General features: G+C 71.6%; 10 protein-coding genes. 4 read left to right on the top strand and 6 right to left on the bottom strand.

The features are described from left to right. The first annotated feature begins 21 nt into the window (after positions 1-21). Complete coding sequence (locus tag OG965_RS13725; protein ID WP_371652331.1) at positions 22-1,110, top strand: PP2C family protein-serine/threonine phosphatase; 1,089 nt, start codon at positions 22-24, stop codon at positions 1,108-1,110. A gap of 13 nt (positions 1,111-1,123) precedes the next feature. Here the strand turns inward: OG965_RS13725 and OG965_RS13720 are convergent, their stop codons facing one another. The 6 genes from OG965_RS13720 to OG965_RS13695 all read right to left on the bottom strand — a co-directional run bounded on the left by OG965_RS13720 (position 1,124) and on the right by OG965_RS13695 (position 10,781). Then, positions 1,124-1,648: a DUF4240 domain-containing protein gene (locus OG965_RS13720; RefSeq protein WP_371652330.1), complete on the bottom strand. Its 525-nt coding sequence runs from the start codon at positions 1,646-1,648 to the stop codon at positions 1,124-1,126. 169 nt (positions 1,649-1,817) lie between these two features. Continuing rightward, complete coding sequence (aceE, locus tag OG965_RS13715; protein ID WP_371652329.1) at positions 1,818-4,517, bottom strand: pyruvate dehydrogenase (acetyl-transferring), homodimeric type; 2,700 nt, start codon at positions 4,515-4,517, stop codon at positions 1,818-1,820. Between the two features lie 500 nt (positions 4,518-5,017). Further along, positions 5,018-5,641: a GntR family transcriptional regulator gene (locus tag OG965_RS13710; protein ID WP_371652328.1), complete on the bottom strand. Its 624-nt coding sequence runs from the start codon at positions 5,639-5,641 to the stop codon at positions 5,018-5,020. A 108-nt stretch (positions 5,642-5,749) separates the two neighbouring features. Beyond that, positions 5,750-7,498 (bottom strand): 2-oxoglutarate dehydrogenase, E2 component, dihydrolipoamide succinyltransferase, encoded by a 1,749-nt coding sequence (gene sucB / locus OG965_RS13705; RefSeq protein ID WP_371652327.1) that lies wholly within the window; start codon positions 7,496-7,498, stop codon positions 5,750-5,752. Between the two features lie 54 nt (positions 7,499-7,552). Continuing rightward, entirely contained in the window at positions 7,553-8,941 is a 1,389-nt protein-coding gene (gene lpdA / locus OG965_RS13700) for a dihydrolipoyl dehydrogenase (protein WP_190088689.1), read from the bottom strand. 319 nt (positions 8,942-9,260) lie between these two features. Continuing rightward, the gene (locus tag OG965_RS13695) at positions 9,261-10,781 is read right to left on the bottom strand and encodes a leucyl aminopeptidase (protein ID WP_371652326.1); all 1,521 of its coding nucleotides are present in this window, start codon (positions 10,779-10,781) and stop codon (positions 9,261-9,263) included. A gap of 283 nt (positions 10,782-11,064) precedes the next feature. Between OG965_RS13695 and OG965_RS13690 the strand changes: the two genes are divergently transcribed. The 3 genes from OG965_RS13690 to OG965_RS13680 are packed head-to-tail and all read left to right on the top strand — an operon-like array spanning position 11,065 to position 16,149. Next, positions 11,065-13,110: a hypothetical protein gene (locus tag OG965_RS13690; protein ID WP_371652325.1), complete on the top strand. Its 2,046-nt coding sequence runs from the start codon at positions 11,065-11,067 to the stop codon at positions 13,108-13,110. 37 nt (positions 13,111-13,147) lie between these two features. Further along, positions 13,148-14,698: a GT4 family glycosyltransferase PelF gene (gene pelF / locus OG965_RS13685; RefSeq protein WP_371652324.1), complete on the top strand. Its 1,551-nt coding sequence runs from the start codon at positions 13,148-13,150 to the stop codon at positions 14,696-14,698. Continuing rightward, positions 14,695-16,149 (top strand): hypothetical protein, encoded by a 1,455-nt coding sequence (locus OG965_RS13680; protein WP_371652323.1) that lies wholly within the window; start codon positions 14,695-14,697, stop codon positions 16,147-16,149. Before pelF ends, OG965_RS13680 begins: the two co-directional genes overlap by 4 nt.

Below are 16,149 nucleotides of genomic sequence, written 5' to 3'. Positions count from 1 at the left end.
CGGCGGCCGAGGAGCTTCGCCATGGTGGACGAGGGCGCGTCCGGGCTGCTGCCGGTCGCCCCCCGGCCGCTGTGGCAGCGGGCGCTCCCGGTGGTGGTCCTCGCCGGGATCACGGCCGCCCAGCTCGGCACCCCCAACGGGGTCGAGCTCGGCTACTTCCTGGCCGCCGTGCCGCCCCTCGCCGCCTTCGCCTACGGCCCGGTCGGCACCGTCGTCCTGGCCACCGTCACCTTCGCCGGCGTCCTGCTGCCGCACACCCGCGACTGGTACCCGCACCCCGGCGACATCCTCACCCTCGCGGTCGTCGTGGTCTTCAGCATCGTGGTGGCCCGGCTGCGCCAGCGCCGCGACCACCAGCTGGTGACCGTCCGTACCGTCGCCGAGGCCGCCCAGCTCGCGGTGCTGCCGCCGCTGCCGGAGGAGGTGGGGCGGGTGCGCTGCGCCGGGCTCTACCAGGCCGCGCAGCGCGGCACCCTGGTCGGCGGCGACTTCTACGACGTGCGCGAGGGCCCGCACGGCGTACGGGCGGTGGTCGCGGACGTCCAGGGCCACGGCCTGGCGGCGGTCGGCACGGTGGCCGCGCTGCTCGGCGCCTTCCGCGAGGCGGTCCTCGACGAGCCCACGCTGCCGGGCGTCGCCGCCCGCCTCGACCGCCGCCTGGTGGTCGACGCGGAGCCGGACGGGTCCGGCGAGCTGTTCGCGACCGCGCTGCTCCTGGAGTTCCCGCCGGACGAGCCCGTCGTACGGGTGGTGAGCTGCGGCCACCCCCGGCCGTTCCTGCTGCGCGGCCGCACCGCTGCCGAACTGGCCGCCGAGCCCGCGCCGCCACTGGGCCTCGGCCTCGCGGGCCTCGCGCCGCCCCGGGAGCTACGGGTGGAGCTCGCCGAGGGGGACAGGATCCTCGCGTACACGGACGGGGTGACCGAGGCGCGCGACGCGGCCGGGGCCTTCTATCCGCTGGGGGAGCGGCTGGCGGCGCTGGCCCCGGGCGACGGCCTCGCCGCACTCACCGAGGCGGTACGGGACGACCTGGTCCGGTACGCGGGCCGGGCCAAGGACGACGTGGCCCTGCTCGCATTGGCCCCAGTGAACGGCCACCAGGGCTCCTAGGGCCGGACAGGCCCTAGACCGGCGTGCCGAATCGTTCCCACAGACGGGGGAACCGATCCGCCAGGGCGCGGTCGTCCTCGAAGTCGATCGGTGTGCCCAGCGGTTCGGAGGGCTGGGGCGAGATGCCCAGATCGGGCGCCACGGCCCCGGTGAGCTGCTCGTACGCCTCGTCCGCCGCGTAGCCGAGGTCCTCGCCGTCGCCGTCGATCTCCTCGTCGAAGTCCTCCAGGAGCTCGGCGAGGTGGTCCGGGCCGTGCAGGGCGCCCTCGAACACCTCACGGCCCTGGCCGATGAGCCAGCAGCGGAAGTAGTCGAACGCGTCGTCGCTGGCGCCGCCGAGCAGCACCGCCGCCGCGCCCCACAGTTCCCAGGCGTAGGCGCGGTTGTAGCGGGCCTCGAAGTGCCTGGCGAAGTCCAGGACGGATTCCGGGTCGAGCTGCAGCAAGCGCTCCACCAGCAGCTCCGCATGGTCCTCGGGGTCGCCCTCGGCGTCCTCGCGGGTGCTGTCGATCAGCTCCCAGAATTCCGTCTCGTCCATCACGGGATCCAGCATCGTGGCTGGCGGGTGGCCGCGCACGCGGAGCCGCGCAAATCAGCCCTTCGGGCGGCCGGATCGAACCACTCGCCCCAGCCGCCGAAGGAAGCGCGGGTACGCCCGAGGGGCACGGCAGCAGCCGTGCCCCTCGGGCGTACTGGTTCCTCCGGCCTTACAGGCCGTACCGCTCGCGGGCTTCCTTCACGGACGAGGCCTTGACCTCGCCGCGGCGGGCCAGCTGGGCCAGGGCCGCGACCACGATCGACTGGGCGTCGACGCCGAAGTGGCGGCGGGCCGCGGCGCGGGTGTCGGAGAGGCCGAACCCGTCGGCGCCGAGCGAGGAGTAGTCCTGCTCGACCCACTGCGCGATCTGGTCCGGGACCTGGCGCATGTAGTCGCTGACCGCGAGGACCGGGCCCTCGGCACCGGCCAGCGCCTGGCGTACGTACGGCACGCGCTCCTCGCCGCGCAGCAGCGCGGCGTCCGCCTCCAGGGCGTCGCGGCGCAGCTCGGTCCAGGAGGTCGCGGACCACACGTCGGCGGCCACGCCCCACTCCTCGGCGAGCAGCTTCTGGGCCTCAAGGGTCCAGTGGATCGCGGTGCCCGAGCCGAGCAGCTGGATGCGCGCGGGGTTGGCGGCCGCCACGTTCAGCCCGGCCGACTCGGCCGTGTTGAAGCGGTAGAGGCCCTTGATGATGCCCTCGTCGATCCCGGCAGGCTTGGCGGGCTGCGGCATCGGCTCGTTGTAGACGGTGAGGTAGTAGAAGACGTTCTGGTCCTCGTCCGGAGCCGCCTCGCCGTACATCCGGCGCAGACCGTCCTTGACGATCGTGCCGATCTCGTACGCGAACGCCGGGTCGTAGGTGAGCGCCGCCGGGTTGGTCGCGGCGATCACCGGCGAGTGGCCGTCGGCGTGCTGCAGGCCCTCACCGGTCAGCGTCGTACGACCGGCGGTGGCACCCACCAGGAAGCCGCGGCCGAGCTGGTCGCCGAGCTGCCACATCTGGTCGGCGGTGCGCTGCCAGCCGAACATCGAGTAGAAGATGTAGAACGGGATCATCGCTTCGCCGTGCGTGGAGTACGCGGACGACGCGGCGATGAAGTCGGCCATCGAACCGGCCTCGGTGATCCCCTCGTTGAGGATCTGGCCGTCCTTCGCCTCGCGGTAGTACATCAGCTGGTCGCGGTCGACCGGCTCGTACGTCTGACCCTTCGGCGAGTAGATGCCGAGCGAGGGGAAGAGCGACTCCATACCGAAGGTACGGGCCTCGTCCGGGACGATCGGGACCCAGCGCTTGCCGGTCTCCTTGTCGCGGATGAGGTCCTTGACCAGGCGGACGAATGCCATGGTGGTGGCCATGGACTGGTTGCCGGAGCCCTTGTCGAAGGCGGCGAACGCCTTGTCGGCCGGGGCGGGCAGCGGGGCGAGCGCGTGCGTACGACGGGCCGGGGCGGGCCCACCGAGGGCGGCGCGCCGCTCCTGGAGGTAACGGACCTCGGGAGAGTCGACACCGGGGTGGCCGTAGGGCACGACACCGTCGACGAACTGCGAGTCCGAGATCGGCAGTTCGAGAAGATCCCGCATGTTCTTGAACTCGTCGTTCGAGAGCTTCTTCATCTGGTGGTTCGCGTTCTTGGACGCGAAGCCCTCACCGAGGGTGAAGCCCTTGACGGTCTGCGCCAGGATGACCGTCGGCGCGCCCTTGAACTCCAGGGCGGCCTTGTACGCGGCGTACACCTTGCGGGGCTCGTGGCCACCGCGCGAAAGGTGGAAGCACTCAAGGATCTTGTCGTCGGAGAGCAGCTTCGCCATCTCGACGAGTGCCGGGTCCTTGCCGAAGAAGTCCGCGCGGATGTAGGCCGCGTCACGCGTCTGGTACGTCTGCACCTGCGCGTCCGGGACCTCGCGCAGCCGGCGGACCAGCGCGCCGGTGGTGTCGAGCGCGAACAGCTCGTCCCAGGCGCCGCCCCACAGCGACTTCACGACGTTCCAGCCGGCGCCGCGGAACTGGGCCTCCAGCTCCTGCACGATCTTGAAGTTGGCGCGGACCGGGCCGTCGAGGCGCTGCAGGTTGCAGTTGATGACGAAGGTGAGGTTGTCGAGGCCCTCACGCGCGGCGAGCGCGAGTGCGGCGGTCGACTCGGGCTCGTCCATCTCGCCGTCACCGAGGAAGGCCCACACGTGGGAGCCGGAGACATCCTTGATGTTGCGGTTGGTGAGATACCGGTTGAACCGGGCCTGGTAGATGGCGGAGAGCGGCCCGAGACCCATCGAAACGGTCGGGAACTCCCACAGCCAGGGCAGTCGGCGCGGGTGCGGGTAGGAGGGCAGGCCGTTGCCGCCGGACTCCTGCCGGAAGTTGTCGAGGTGCGTCTCGCCCAGGCGGCCGTCGAGGAAGGCGCGGGCGTAGATGCCGGGGGAGGCGTGGCCCTGGATGTAGAGCTGGTCGCCGGACCCGTCGCGCTCCTTCCCCTGGAAGAAGTGGTTGAAGCCGGTCTCGTACAGCCAGGCGGCGGAGGCGAAGGTGGCGATGTGGCCGCCGACGCCGTGCTTGGAGCCGCGGGTGACCATCGCGGCGGCGTTCCACCGGTTCCACGCCGTGATCCGGCGCTCCATCTCCTCGTCACCGTCGATGACGGGCTCGGCGGAGCTGGGGATGGTGTTGACGTAGTCCGTCTCCAGCAGCTTGGGCAGGGCCAGGCCCGCGCCCTCGGCGTGCTGGAGCGTGCGGCGCATCAGATACGCGGCCCGGTGGGGGCCGGCGGCCTTGGCGACGGCATCGAGGGAGGCCGCCCACTCGGCGGTCTCCTCGGTGTCACGATCCGGGAGCTGGTCGAGCTCGCTCGGAGACTTGGGCGTGGGGTCGATCATGATCGCCGCCTTCCGGACAGGAGGGGGGTGGAGAAAAGAGCCATGTCTGGCAGGACAGGGCGGTGGACCGGGTAAGTCCGCCGTCGACTGTAAGCCGCCGATCGATGATCGATCAAAGCGTTGAGCGAAAAACTTCTCGATATCGACAAAGTCGGCACAGGGTGCCGTGGATGGGGGCACGGGGTGCCTTGTTTTCGCAGGTGGGGCGGGGTTCGGATGAGCGGGGGTGCGGGAGTATGAGCGGGGGGTTGGTAGGCCCGGTGCTCGTCTGCGGGTTCGGTGGGGGCTGGTCGCGCAGTTCCCCGCGCCCCTGAAAGCGCCCCTTCGGGGCGCCCAGGGGATGGCGCGCAGCGGCATTCAAGGGGCGCGGGGAACTGCGCGACCAGCCACAGGCGACCCGCAGACGAACAGGGTCCGGGGCGGAGCCCCGACGCGGGGGTCCGGGGGTGCGGCTCCCGGGAGACCGCCCCGGAGGGTTCAGGCAACGGGCGGGGTGGGGGCTACGCCCGTGGGGCGCAGCCCAGGACGTGGGACTTGACCAGGGTGCCGATCCGCGGATCGTGCCGCCGGAACGCCGCCACCAGCTCCTCGTGCTCCTCCGCGTACGACTTCTGGACCGTGCCGAGCCAGCGGATGGACAGGGCCGTGAAGACCTCGATACCGAGGCCCTCCCAGGTGTGGAGGAGGACGCTGTTGTCCGCCGCCCGCACCAGCTCCCGATGGAACCCCACCGTGTGCCGGACCTGCGCGGTCCCGTCGGCCGCCGCGTCCGCCTCGTACAGCGCCGCCACATGCGGTTCCAGCGCCGAGCAGTCCGCGGCGAGGCGGTCCGCGGCCAGCTCGGCCGCGATCTGCTCCAGGCCGGCCCGGACGGGATAGCTCTCCTCCAGGTCGGCCGCCGTCAGGTTCCGTACGCGTACGCCCTTGTTGGGGGCCGACTCGATCAGGCGGAGGGACTCCAGCTCCCGCAGGGCCTCCCGGACGGGCGTCTGGCTCACCTGGAGCTCGACGGCGATCCGGCGCTCCACGATCCGCTCACCGGGCTTCCAGCGGCCGCTGACGATCCCCTCCACGATGTGCTCGCGGATCTGCTCGCGCAGCGAGTGGACGACGGGCGGGGTCATGAAGAGCTCCTTCACGCGAGCGGTGACCTCTAGACAATACGGCGGCGCCCCCACCAGGAATCACTCCGGGCGGGGGCGCCTTCGTCACAGACCGTACGGCCGCGGGTCCTACAGGCCGAGCTCGACCTCGAACTCGCCGGCCTCAAGGATCGCCTTGACGGCCGACAGGTAGCGGGCCGCGTCGGCGCCGTCCACCAGACGGTGGTCGTACGAGAGCGACAGGTACGTCATGTCGCGGATGCCGATGACCGTGCCCTCGGCCGTCTCGATGACCGCCGGGCGCTTGACCGTCGCGCCGATGCCCAGGATGGCGACCTGGTTCGGCGGCACGATGACCGTGTCGAACAGCGCACCGCGCGAGCCGGTGTTGCTGATCGTGAAGGTCGCGCCGGACAGCTCGTCCGGGGTGATCTTGTTGGCGCGGACCTTGCCGGCCAGCTCGGCCGTGGCCTTGGAGATACCGGCGAGGTTCAGACCGCCCGCACCCTTGATGACCGGCGTCATCAGACCCTTCTCGGAGTCCACGGCGATGCCGATGTTCTCCGAGTCGAAGTACGTGATGGTGCCCTCGTCCTCGTTGATCCGGGCGTTGATGACCGGGTGGGCCTTCAGCGCCTGGGCCGCCGCCTTCACGAAGAACGGCATCGGGGACAGCTTGACGCCCTCACGGGCGGCGAAGGAGTCCTTCGCGGCCGCGCGCAGCTTCATCAGCTTGGTGATGTCGACCTCGACGACCGAGGTCAGCTGGGCCTGCGAGTGCAGCGCCTTCATCATGTTGTCGCCGATGACCTTGCGCATGCGCGTCATCTTGACCGTCTGGCCGCGCAGCGGGGACGCCTCCAGGGAGGGGGCGGCCTTCGCGGCGGGGGCAGCGGCGGCGGCCGGCGCCGGAGCGGCGGCCTTGGCGGCCTCGGCCGCGGCGATGACGTCCTGCTTGCGGATACGGCCACCGACGCCGGTGCCCTTGACCGCGCCCAGGTCCACACCGGACTCGGAGGCGAGCTTGCGGACCAGCGGCGTGACGTACGCGCCGTCGTCGCCGGAGGTGGCGACCGGAGCCGGAGCCGGGGTCACCGGAGCCGGGGCGGCGACCGGCGCGGGCGCCGGGGTGGCCGGGGCGGCCACGGGGGCGGCCGGAGCCGGAGCCGGAGCGGCCGGGGCGGGCGCCGGAGCGGCGACCGGAGCCGGAGCAGGGGCAGCGGCCGGAGCCGGGGCGGCCGGGGCCGGAGCGGCGGCGGGCGCGGCACCGGCGGCGCCGATGACGGCCAGCTTGGCGCCGACCTCGGCGGTCTCGTCCTCGCCGACCACGATCTCAAGCAGCACACCGGCGACCGGGGCGGGGATCTCGGTGTCGACCTTGTCGGTGGAGACCTCAAGGAGCGGCTCGTCCTCGGCCACCTCCTCGCCGACCTGCTTCAGCCAGCGGGTGACGGTGCCCTCGGTGACGGACTCGCCCAGGGCGGGGAGCGTCACGTCGGTGCCGGCGGCGCCACCGGCGGGGGCGGCGGCCGGGACCTCGGCGGCGGGCGCCGGGGCGGCCGGAGCCTCGGCCACGGGGGCCGGGGCGGGAGCGGCGACGGGCTCGGCGGCCGGAGCCGCGGCCGGGGCCGGAGCGCCCGTGCCGTCGTCGATGATCGCCAGCTCGGCGCCGACCTCGACGGTCTCGTCCTCGGCCACCTTGATGGAGGCCAGGATGCCGGAGGCGGGGGCCGGGATCTCGGTGTCGACCTTGTCGGTCGAGACCTCAAGCAACGGCTCGTCGGCCTCGACGCGCTCGCCCTCGGCCTTCAGCCAACGGGTGACAGTGCCCTCGGTGACGCTCTCGCCGAGCGCCGGAAGGGTTACGGAAACCGACATGGTTTCAGTTTCTCCTTACAGATTTGCGGAAGTGGTCGTCGCGCCCGAGGGCAATCAGTCGTGGGAGTGCAGCGGCTTGCCGGCCAGCGCCAGGTGCGCCTCGCCGAGAGCCTCGTTCTGCGTCGGGTGCGCGTGGATGAGCTGCGCGACCTCGGCCGGCAGAGCCTCCCAGTTGTAGATCAGCTGGGCCTCGCCGACCTGCTCGCCCATACGGTCACCGACCATGTGGACGCCGACCACGGCACCGTCCTTGACCTGGACGAGCTTGATCTCGCCCGCGGTCTTGAGGATCTTGCTCTTGCCGTTGCCCGCGAGGTTGTACTTCAGAGCGACGACCTTGTCCGCACCGTAGATCTCCTTGGCCTTGGCCTCGGAGATGCCGACGGAGGCGACCTCGGGGTGGCAGTACGTCACGCGCGGCACACCGTCGTAGTCGATCGGGACGGTCTTGAGACCGGCCAGACGCTCCGCCACCAGGATGCCCTCGGCGAAGCCGACGTGCGCGAGCTGGAGGGTCGGGACGAGGTCGCCGACCGCGGAGATGGTGGGCACGTTGGTGCGCATGTACTCGTCGACGAGGACGTAGCCGCGGTCCATCGCGACGCCCTGCTCCTCGTAACCGAGGCCCTGCGAGACCGGGCCGCGGCCGATGGCGACGAGGAGGACCTCGGCCTCGAACTCCTTGCCGTCGGCCAGCGTGACCTTGACACCGTTCTGGGTGTACTCGGCCTTCTGGAAGAAGGTGCCCAGGTTGAACTTGATGCCGCGCTTGCGGAACGCGCGCTCAAGAAGCTTCGAGGAGTTCTCGTCCTCGGCCGGGACGAGGTGCTTGAGGCCCTCGACGACGGTGACGTCGGTGCCGAAGGACTTCCACGCCGAGGCGAACTCGACGCCGATGACGCCGCCGCCCAGGATGATCGCGGACTGCGGGACCCGGTCCAGGGTCAGCGCGTGGTCCGAGGAGATGATGCGGTTGCCGTCGATCTCCAGGCCCGGCAGCGACTTCGGCACGGAGCCGGTCGCCAGGAGGACATGGCGGCCCTGGACGCGCTGCCCGTTGACGTCGACCGAGGTGGGCGACGACAGACGGCCCTCACCCTCGATGTACGTCACCTTGCGGGAGGCGACCAGGCCCTGGAGGCCCTTGTAGAGGCCCGAGATCACGTCGTCCTTGTACTTGTGGACGGCCGCGATGTCGATGCCCTCGAAGGTGGCCTTGACACCGAACTGCTCGGCCTCGCGCGCCTGGTCGGCGATCTCACCGGCGTGCAGCAGGGCCTTGGTGGGGATGCAGCCGTTGTGCAGGCAGGTGCCGCCGAGCTTGTTCTTCTCGATCAGTGCGACGTCCAGGCCCAGCTGCGCTCCGCGCAGGGCCGCGGCGTAGCCGCCACTGCCACCGCCGAGGATCACTAGGTCGAAAACGGTGCTGGCGTCGTTCGCCACGTCACGTCCTCCATGCATGTGCGCCGGGCGCCGGACATCTTTGTCCCCTTCGGGTGATGACCGGGCGGCGGCTGGTGTTCGGCCGCTTGTCTTCGTCGGCCCTGTGGTGGGGGCCCTGTCCTGCCGAGAACCCATCTTCGCACTTGTTGCCGGAAGGCGGGACGCGGGGCCGGGCTCTGAGACGGGCGACCGTCCCCTCGGGAGGGCGATCGCCGTCTGCGTACCTGTGGATTTCGTCCAGAGCGGAATCCACACGTATACGGGGGGTGAACACGAACGGCCTCAGGCATATGCCCGAGGCCATCGGTGTCACACGGCGTCAGCCGAGCTCGCCGTCGGCGGTGCGCTCGGCGAGGCGGACCAGGGTGCGGACCGCGGAACCGGTGCCGCCCTTGGGGGTGTAGCCGAAGGGGCCGCCCTCGTTGTAGGCCGGGCCCGCGATGTCCAGGTGGGCCCAGGTGATGCCCTCGCCCACGAACTCCTTCAGGAACAGACCGGCCACCAGGCCGCCGCCCATCCGCTCGCCCATGTTGGCGATGTCGGCGGTCGGGGAGTCCATGCCCTTGCGCAGGTCGGCGGGGAGCGGCATCGGCCAGGACTGCTCGCCGGCCTCCTCGGCCGTCTCGTGGACGGCGGTGCGGAAGGCGTCGTCGTTGGCCATCACGCCGAACGTGCGGCTGCCGAGCGCCATCATCATGGCGCCGGTCAGGGTCGCCACGTCGACGATCGCGTCCGGGTTCTCCTCGGAGGCCTTGGCCAGGGCGTCGGCCAGCACGAGCCGGCCCTCGGCGTCGGTGTTGAGGACCTCGACGGTCTTGCCGCTGTACATGCGCAGCACGTCACCGGGGCGGGTGGCGGTGCCGGACGGCATGTTCTCGGCGAGCGCCAGCCAGCCGGTGACGTTCACCTTCAGGCCGAGGCGGGCGGCCGTGACGACGGCGGCGAAGACGGCGGCGGCGCCGGCCATGTCGCACTTCATCGTCTCGTTGTGGCCGGCCGGCTTCAGCGAGATGCCGCCCGAGTCGTAGGTGATGCCCTTGCCGACGTAGGCGAGGGACTTGGCCGCGGCCGGGTGGGTGTAGGCGATGCGCACCAGGCGGGGCGCGTTGGCGGAGCCGATGCCGACGCCGAGGATGCCGCCGAAGCCGCCCTTGGTGAGCGCCTTCTCGTCGAGCACCTGGACCTTGACGCCGTGCTCCTTGCCGGCCGCGGTGGCGACTGCGGCGAAGGATTCGGGGTAGAGGTCGTTCGGCGGGGTGTTCACCAGGTCGCGGGCGCGGTTGATCTCCTCGGCCAGCGTGATGGCGCGCTCGGCGGCCGCCTTGTGAGCCTTGTCACGCGGCTTGGCGCCGATCAAGGCGATTTCGGCCAGTGGCGCCTTCGCGCTCTTGCCGCCGTCCTGGTACGCGGTGAAGGCGTACGCACCGAGCAGCGCGCCCTCCGCGATGGCCGCCACGTCCTCGGCCGCCTCCACGGGCAGCGCGAACGCGGCCTTCTTGGTGCCGGTGAGTGCGCGGGCCGCGGCGCCGGCGGCGGACCGCAGCACCTCGGCGGCGAACGCCTCGTCCTTCTCGGGGGCCGTGCCGAGCCCGACCGCCAGCACGACCGGCGCCTTCAGGCCGGACGGCGACGGCAGCTTGGTCACCTCGCCCTCGGCACCGGAGGCGCCCAGGGTCTCCAGAACGCCGGCGAGCTTGCCGCCGAACGCCTTGTCCACGGCCTCGGCGCCCGGCGCGACGACCGGACCCGCCTTGGGGCCGGTGCCCTTGGCGATGCCGACGACCACGGCGTCGGCGCGCAGCGTCGCGGCACCGGCAGTGCTGAGAGTCAGAGCAGTCACGGTGGTGAAGTCTCTCTTCCGTTGAGTTTTCGAGCCGAGGGATGGGTCGGCTGTGCCCCGGCGCATCGTAAATCGGCCGAGTTGGGCGCGGATACGAGCGTACGCGCGCGGATGCGCTTCGATCACGGTGGCGGCAATTCACTCATCCGTGGTGTCTCTTCAACGTTTCCCCGCCAGACTGTGAGCGCTCAGTCACACTCGGCCCGTTCGGGCAAGGGCGCACGGGGCTCCTTTGCATCATCTCCACAGGTCCTCCCATGTGCGCGCATACGGAAGGACCCCCATGAGGGGGGAAACATTGAAGAAGGCGAACCGCTTGAACGCGGGCAGAGCCACCGTCGCGCTGCTCACCGCCGGCGTCCTGGTGGCGGGCATACCCGCCGCCGCGGCCGACACGACGGCGACACCTCCGCGCATCGACCTCAAGGTGCTCGTCCTGGACGACGGGGGCAGCGCGGTGGACGCGCTGGTGGCCCAGCTGAAGAGCATCGGGCTGCCGTACCAGACGGTGAAGCTGAACGACGCCGGGCGCCAGACGATCGATGCGGCATTCCTGAGCGACACGGTGAACGGGCGGCCCCGCGCCAAGTTCCAGGGCGTGGTGGCGCCCAACGAGATCCCGTTCGGCGCGGCCGACGCCCCCGAGCAGACCGCGCTCGCGGCGTACGAGAAGACCTTCGGCATCCGCCAGATTGACGCCTACACCTGGGCCCACCCCGAGGTCGGGCTCGACTACACCGACCAGAACGGCGGTTGGGCGGGCGTCCTGGACGGCGCCACGACCCAGGTCACCGCGGATGGCAAGGCCGGGCCGTTCAACTACCTCGACGGGCCGGTCCTCTTCGAGGACAACTCGGCCATGGTGTCGGAGAGTTACGGGTACGCGGGCCATCCCCGGGAGGGCTACAGCAGCTATCTCACCGCGCCCACCGGCGGTTCCCTGGTCGGGTCCTACACCCACGACGGGCGCAGCGAACTCGTCGTCACCTTCGCGTACAACCAGTACCAGGAGCAGTTCAAGGTACTTGCCCGCGGCATGGTGGAATGGCTGACTCAAGGCGTACACCTCGGGCAGAGCCGCAACTACTTTGCGGTGCATGTCGACGATGTCTTCGCGCCGGACGCCCGCTGGGACACCACGCTCAACTGCACGCCCGGTGACTTCGACTGTGCCGGGGGGAGCGGTCAGACGAGCGACATCCGGATGACGGCGGCCGACGCGCAGTACGCCGCCCAGTGGGAGCAGACCAGCGGCTTCACCCTCGACCTGCTGTACAACGCGGGTTCCGGTGAGGAGTGGAAGGCCGAGAACGGCGGCACCGACGCGCTCACCACCCAGCTCCTCGCCGACAAGGCCAAGTTCCGCTGGGAGAACCACACCTACACGCACGAGTTCCTCGGCTGCGTCCAGGACACCACCACCGTTCCCTGGACCTGCGCGAAGAACGCGGACGGCAGCACCAAGTGGGTGAGCCGGAGCGACATTTCCGGCCAGATCAACAACAACTACAACTGGGGCGTGCAGAAGGGCCTTCCGGTCGACCGCACCGAACTGGTCACCGGTGAGCACTCCGGCCTGAAGACCCTGCCGCAGCAGCCCCAGGACAACCCCAACCTGGCCGCCGGGCTCCTCGACGCCGGGGTCAAGTGGACCGGCAGCGACAACTCGCGCGAGCCGCAGCAGCGCCCGGTCGGCAAGGCCCTCACGGTGCCGCGCTACCCGATGAACGTGTACTACAACGTCGGCAGGGCGGCCGAGATGACCGACGAGTACAACTGGATCTACACCTCGAAGGCGGACGGCGGCAGCGGGATCTGCGAGGACAACCCGACGTCCACCTGCCTGCCCGCGCCGCTGGACACCGCCACCGGCTACCAGTCCCACATCGTTCCCCAGGAGGCCGGCACCGCACTGCGCCACGTGCTCGGCAACGACCCGCGGCCGCACTACGTCCACCAGTCCAACCTCGCCGAGGAGCGGATCCTCTACCCGGTCCTGGACAAGGTGCTCGGCGACTACCGTGGTCTGTTCGCGGACAGCGCGCCCGTGGTCAACCTGCGTCAGCGGGACATCGGCACCGAACTCGGCCGCCAGTCCGCGTGGGCCAAGGCGGTCGCGGACGGCAAGGTCACCGCGTACCGCATCGGCACCGCCGTGACCGTCCAGGGGCCGTCGGGCGTGGTGGCACCCGTCACCGCTCCCGAGGGCACCCGTCAGCAACAGCTCCTCGGTACCACCGTGTTCGGCACGCCGTACGCGGGTCAGCGCTCCGCCTGGTCCGCACCCGGACCGCTGCAGGCGGCGATCACGCTGAAGCTTCCGGCCTGACCAGCCGACTGACATTCGCTGTCCAGGGGGGACAACAATGCCGAGCAGTGGCCGTCATGTCACCATGCTCACGGAAGGCACCTATCCGCACATTCACGGGGGTGTGAGCACCTGGTGCGACCAGCTCGTCCGCGGTATGCCGGAGGTGGACTTCAACGTCCTTGCCCTCACCGGCAGCGGCCGCGAGCCGGTCACCTGGGAGCTCCCGCCGAACGTGTACCGGCACACGGCGTTCCCCCTGTGGGGGCCGGCGCCGGGGCGGCGGCCACTCCTCGGCAAGGAGCGGCGCCGTTTCATAGACGTCTATGAGCGGTTCCTGCTCTCGATGCTCGACCCGGAGTCCGGCTGCGATTTCACCCAGGGGCTGTACGCCCTGGCGCGGCTGGCCCGGGCCGGGCGGCTCTCGGCGGCGCTGCGCTCGGAGGCCGCGCTGCGGTCGCTGATGTGGATCTGGACCATGCCGCACCTTCAGATAGCCGCGGCCCGGCCCACCGTGCACGACGCCCTGACCGCCACCGACCTCCTCGAACACGCGCTGCGCCCGCTGACCGCCCGGCTCCCGGAGGACTGCGTGGCGCACGCGGTCAGCAGCGGACTCGCCACCCTTCCCGCGCTCGCCGCCCAGCACTTCGACGGCGTGCCCTTTCTCCTCACCGAACACGGCATCTATCTGCGCGAGCGCTACCTCGGCTACCGCACGGGCGAGCAGACCTGGCCGGTGAAGTCGGTGATCCTCAGCTTCTACCGCGAACTCAACTCGATGGGGTACCGCCAGGCCGACCTCATCACCCCGTGCAACCAGTACAACCGCCGCTGGGAGGAGCGCGGCGGGGCGCCGGTGGACCGCATCAGGACCGTCTACAACGGGGTCGACCCCAACCTCTTCCCGCACGCGGGACCCGACCCGGCGGTGCCCACGCTCAGCTGGTGCGGCCGCATCGATCCCATCAAGGACCTGGAGACCCTGATCCGGGCGTACGCCATGGTCAGGGCAGAGCTGCCGGAGGTACGGCTGCGGCTGTTCGGCCCCGTCCCGGCGGGCAACGAGGACTACCGCACCCGCCTTGAGAAGCTCGCCGCCGAGCTCGGCGTGACCGACGGCATCAGCTACGAGGGCCGCGTCAGCGATGTGGCCGGCGCGTACGCGGCGGGGAGCCTGGTGATGCTCTCCAGCATCAGTGAGGGGTTCCCTTTCTCGTTGATAGAGGCGATGTCCTGCGGTCGCGCCACGGTGTCCACGGACGTGGGCGGGGTGCGCGAGGCCGTCGGGGACGCCGGTCTCGTGGTGCCGCCGCGCGAGCCCGCGCTGATGGCCGAGGCCACCCTCGCGCTGCTGCGTGACGACGCGTACCGCACCGAACTGGGCGCGCGGGCCCGCAGCCGGGTCGTCGACCAGTTCACGCTGCACCGGTCCGTGGACGGTTTCCGCCGGATCTATCTGGAGCTCGCCGGCGACCCGGAGCCCGTACCGCGGTACGCGGCGGCCGCCGAGCGGCGTGTCGAGGTGCCGCGGGAGTCGGACGACTGGACGCTCGAACTCGCCGACCCCTGGTACCGGGAGCTGGCGTCGGACGGATCCGTCTGGTGAGCGGCTCGCTCTGGCTGGGCAAGGAGGGGCAGGACACCCTGCCCTTCATCCCGCGGCAGCGCCCGCACGCCGCCGCCCCCGACCCCATCGACGAACTGGCCGCCCGCCTGGAGGAGTTGATCGCCGCCGCCGTCCACCCCGACGAGGTGGCGGCCATCCTCGAATCCGACGGGATGACCGACGCCCACATACGCACCACCTACGGCCGCCAGGACTCCTTCGAGCTCGCCGAGGACCTCTACGCGCGCGTGGAGCGCCGCTACCCGCCCGCCGCGTCCCCGGCCGCCGACCCCTGGCACACCGGTCTGCCCGCCTGTCTGCTGCGCGGCCTGGTCTTCGCCCTGCCCGGCCTCGCGTACGTCCTGGGGGCGCCGCTGCTCGCCGGGCCCCCGGACGGCTTCGGCCTGCCCGCAGGTACGGTCCCGCTGCTCGCCGGGGCCATCATCGGCTGGGCGTGGAACCAGGGCCTCTCGCACCGGGCGTACTCCTGGCTGGGCCTCGGCGACCGGCCCGCCGCGGCCGCCGCCCTGCGCACCGGGGCGCCGCTGGGGGCCGTGCTGAGCGCCCTGGTGGCGCTGGCGGCGAGCGGGCCCGGCGAACTGCCCGCGGCCGGCTTCGCCGCCGGGCAGGCCGTCTATCTGGCGGCGGCGACCGTGCTGCTCGCCATGGGGCGCGAGCGGGACCTGCTGTGCGCGCTGCTGCCGATGGCGGCGGGCGCCGCGCTCACCGTCCCGTACGACCTGCCCGAGGCCCTGCGCACCGGGCTGCTGCTGCTCTCGCTCGCCGCCGCGGCCGGCTTCGCCCGGCGGGCCCTGGCCGGTGCGGCGGGCGGCGGCGGGGGAGCGGACGACGACCGGCCGGGCCCCCGGCTCGCCGCCTCCGTCCCGTACGCCCTGTTCGGCCTGGGCACCGGCGTCCTGGTGCTCTACGCGGCCGTCGGGGAGGTGCTCGCCGACGGGGCCGGGGCCGCCGTGGCCGCGCCCTCGGCCGTGGCGCTCACCCTGAGCATGGGGCCCGCCGAGTGGCTGCTCCACCGCTTCCGCCGAGAGAGCGTGGCCGGGCTGCGGGCCAGCACCACCGCGTACGGCTTCCGCAAGGCGACCGTGATCACCATCGTGGTCTGTCTGAGCGGCTATCTCGCCGTGCTCTTCGCCCTCACCGTCGTCGGCACGCTCCTGTGGCCGGACGCCCCCGCACTGGGCGCGCTGCGCCTCACCGGGCTGCTGTTCACCGGCATGGTCCTGTGGACCGCGCTGCTGCTCCAGTCGTTCGGGGCGGTCCGCAGCGCCGCCGCCGTGTGCTGCACGGCGGGCGGGGTGCAGGTCCTCGCCCTGGCGGCCGGGGCGGGCCACCCCCGCGAGGTCGGGCCGGTGGTGACGGGCGCGGCGGCGGTGGTGCTCGCCGGTCTGGTGGGGGCACTGCTGGGAAGGGTTACGGCCCACCGGGCATGA

Origin of the sequence: Streptomyces sp. NBC_00224 (assembly GCF_041435195.1) — a bacterium.
In the GTDB taxonomy this organism is placed as follows: Bacteria; Actinomycetota; Actinomycetes; order Streptomycetales; family Streptomycetaceae; genus Streptomyces.
This window is presented reverse-complemented; position numbering and strand designations above follow the sequence as displayed.

What these genes read in the sequence shown, in the direction of transcription:
- OG965_RS13725 (WP_371652331.1), top strand. Translation starts at nt 22, where the DNA reads ATGGTGGACGAGGGCGCGTCCGGGCTGCTGCCGGTCGCCCCCCGGCCG.
- OG965_RS13720 (WP_371652330.1), bottom strand. Translation starts at nt 1,648, where the DNA reads ATGGACGAGACGGAATTCTGGGAGCTGATCGACAGCACCCGCGAGGAC.
- aceE (WP_371652329.1), bottom strand. Translation starts at nt 4,517, where the DNA reads ATGATCGACCCCACGCCCAAGTCTCCGAGCGAGCTCGACCAGCTCCCG.
- OG965_RS13710 (WP_371652328.1), bottom strand. Translation starts at nt 5,641, where the DNA reads ATGACCCCGCCCGTCGTCCACTCGCTGCGCGAGCAGATCCGCGAGCAC.
- sucB (WP_371652327.1), bottom strand. Translation starts at nt 7,498, where the DNA reads ATGTCGGTTTCCGTAACCCTTCCGGCGCTCGGCGAGAGCGTCACCGAG.
- OG965_RS13690 (WP_371652325.1), top strand. Translation starts at nt 11,065, where the DNA reads ATGAGGGGGGAAACATTGAAGAAGGCGAACCGCTTGAACGCGGGCAGA.
- pelF (WP_371652324.1), top strand. Translation starts at nt 13,148, where the DNA reads ATGCCGAGCAGTGGCCGTCATGTCACCATGCTCACGGAAGGCACCTAT.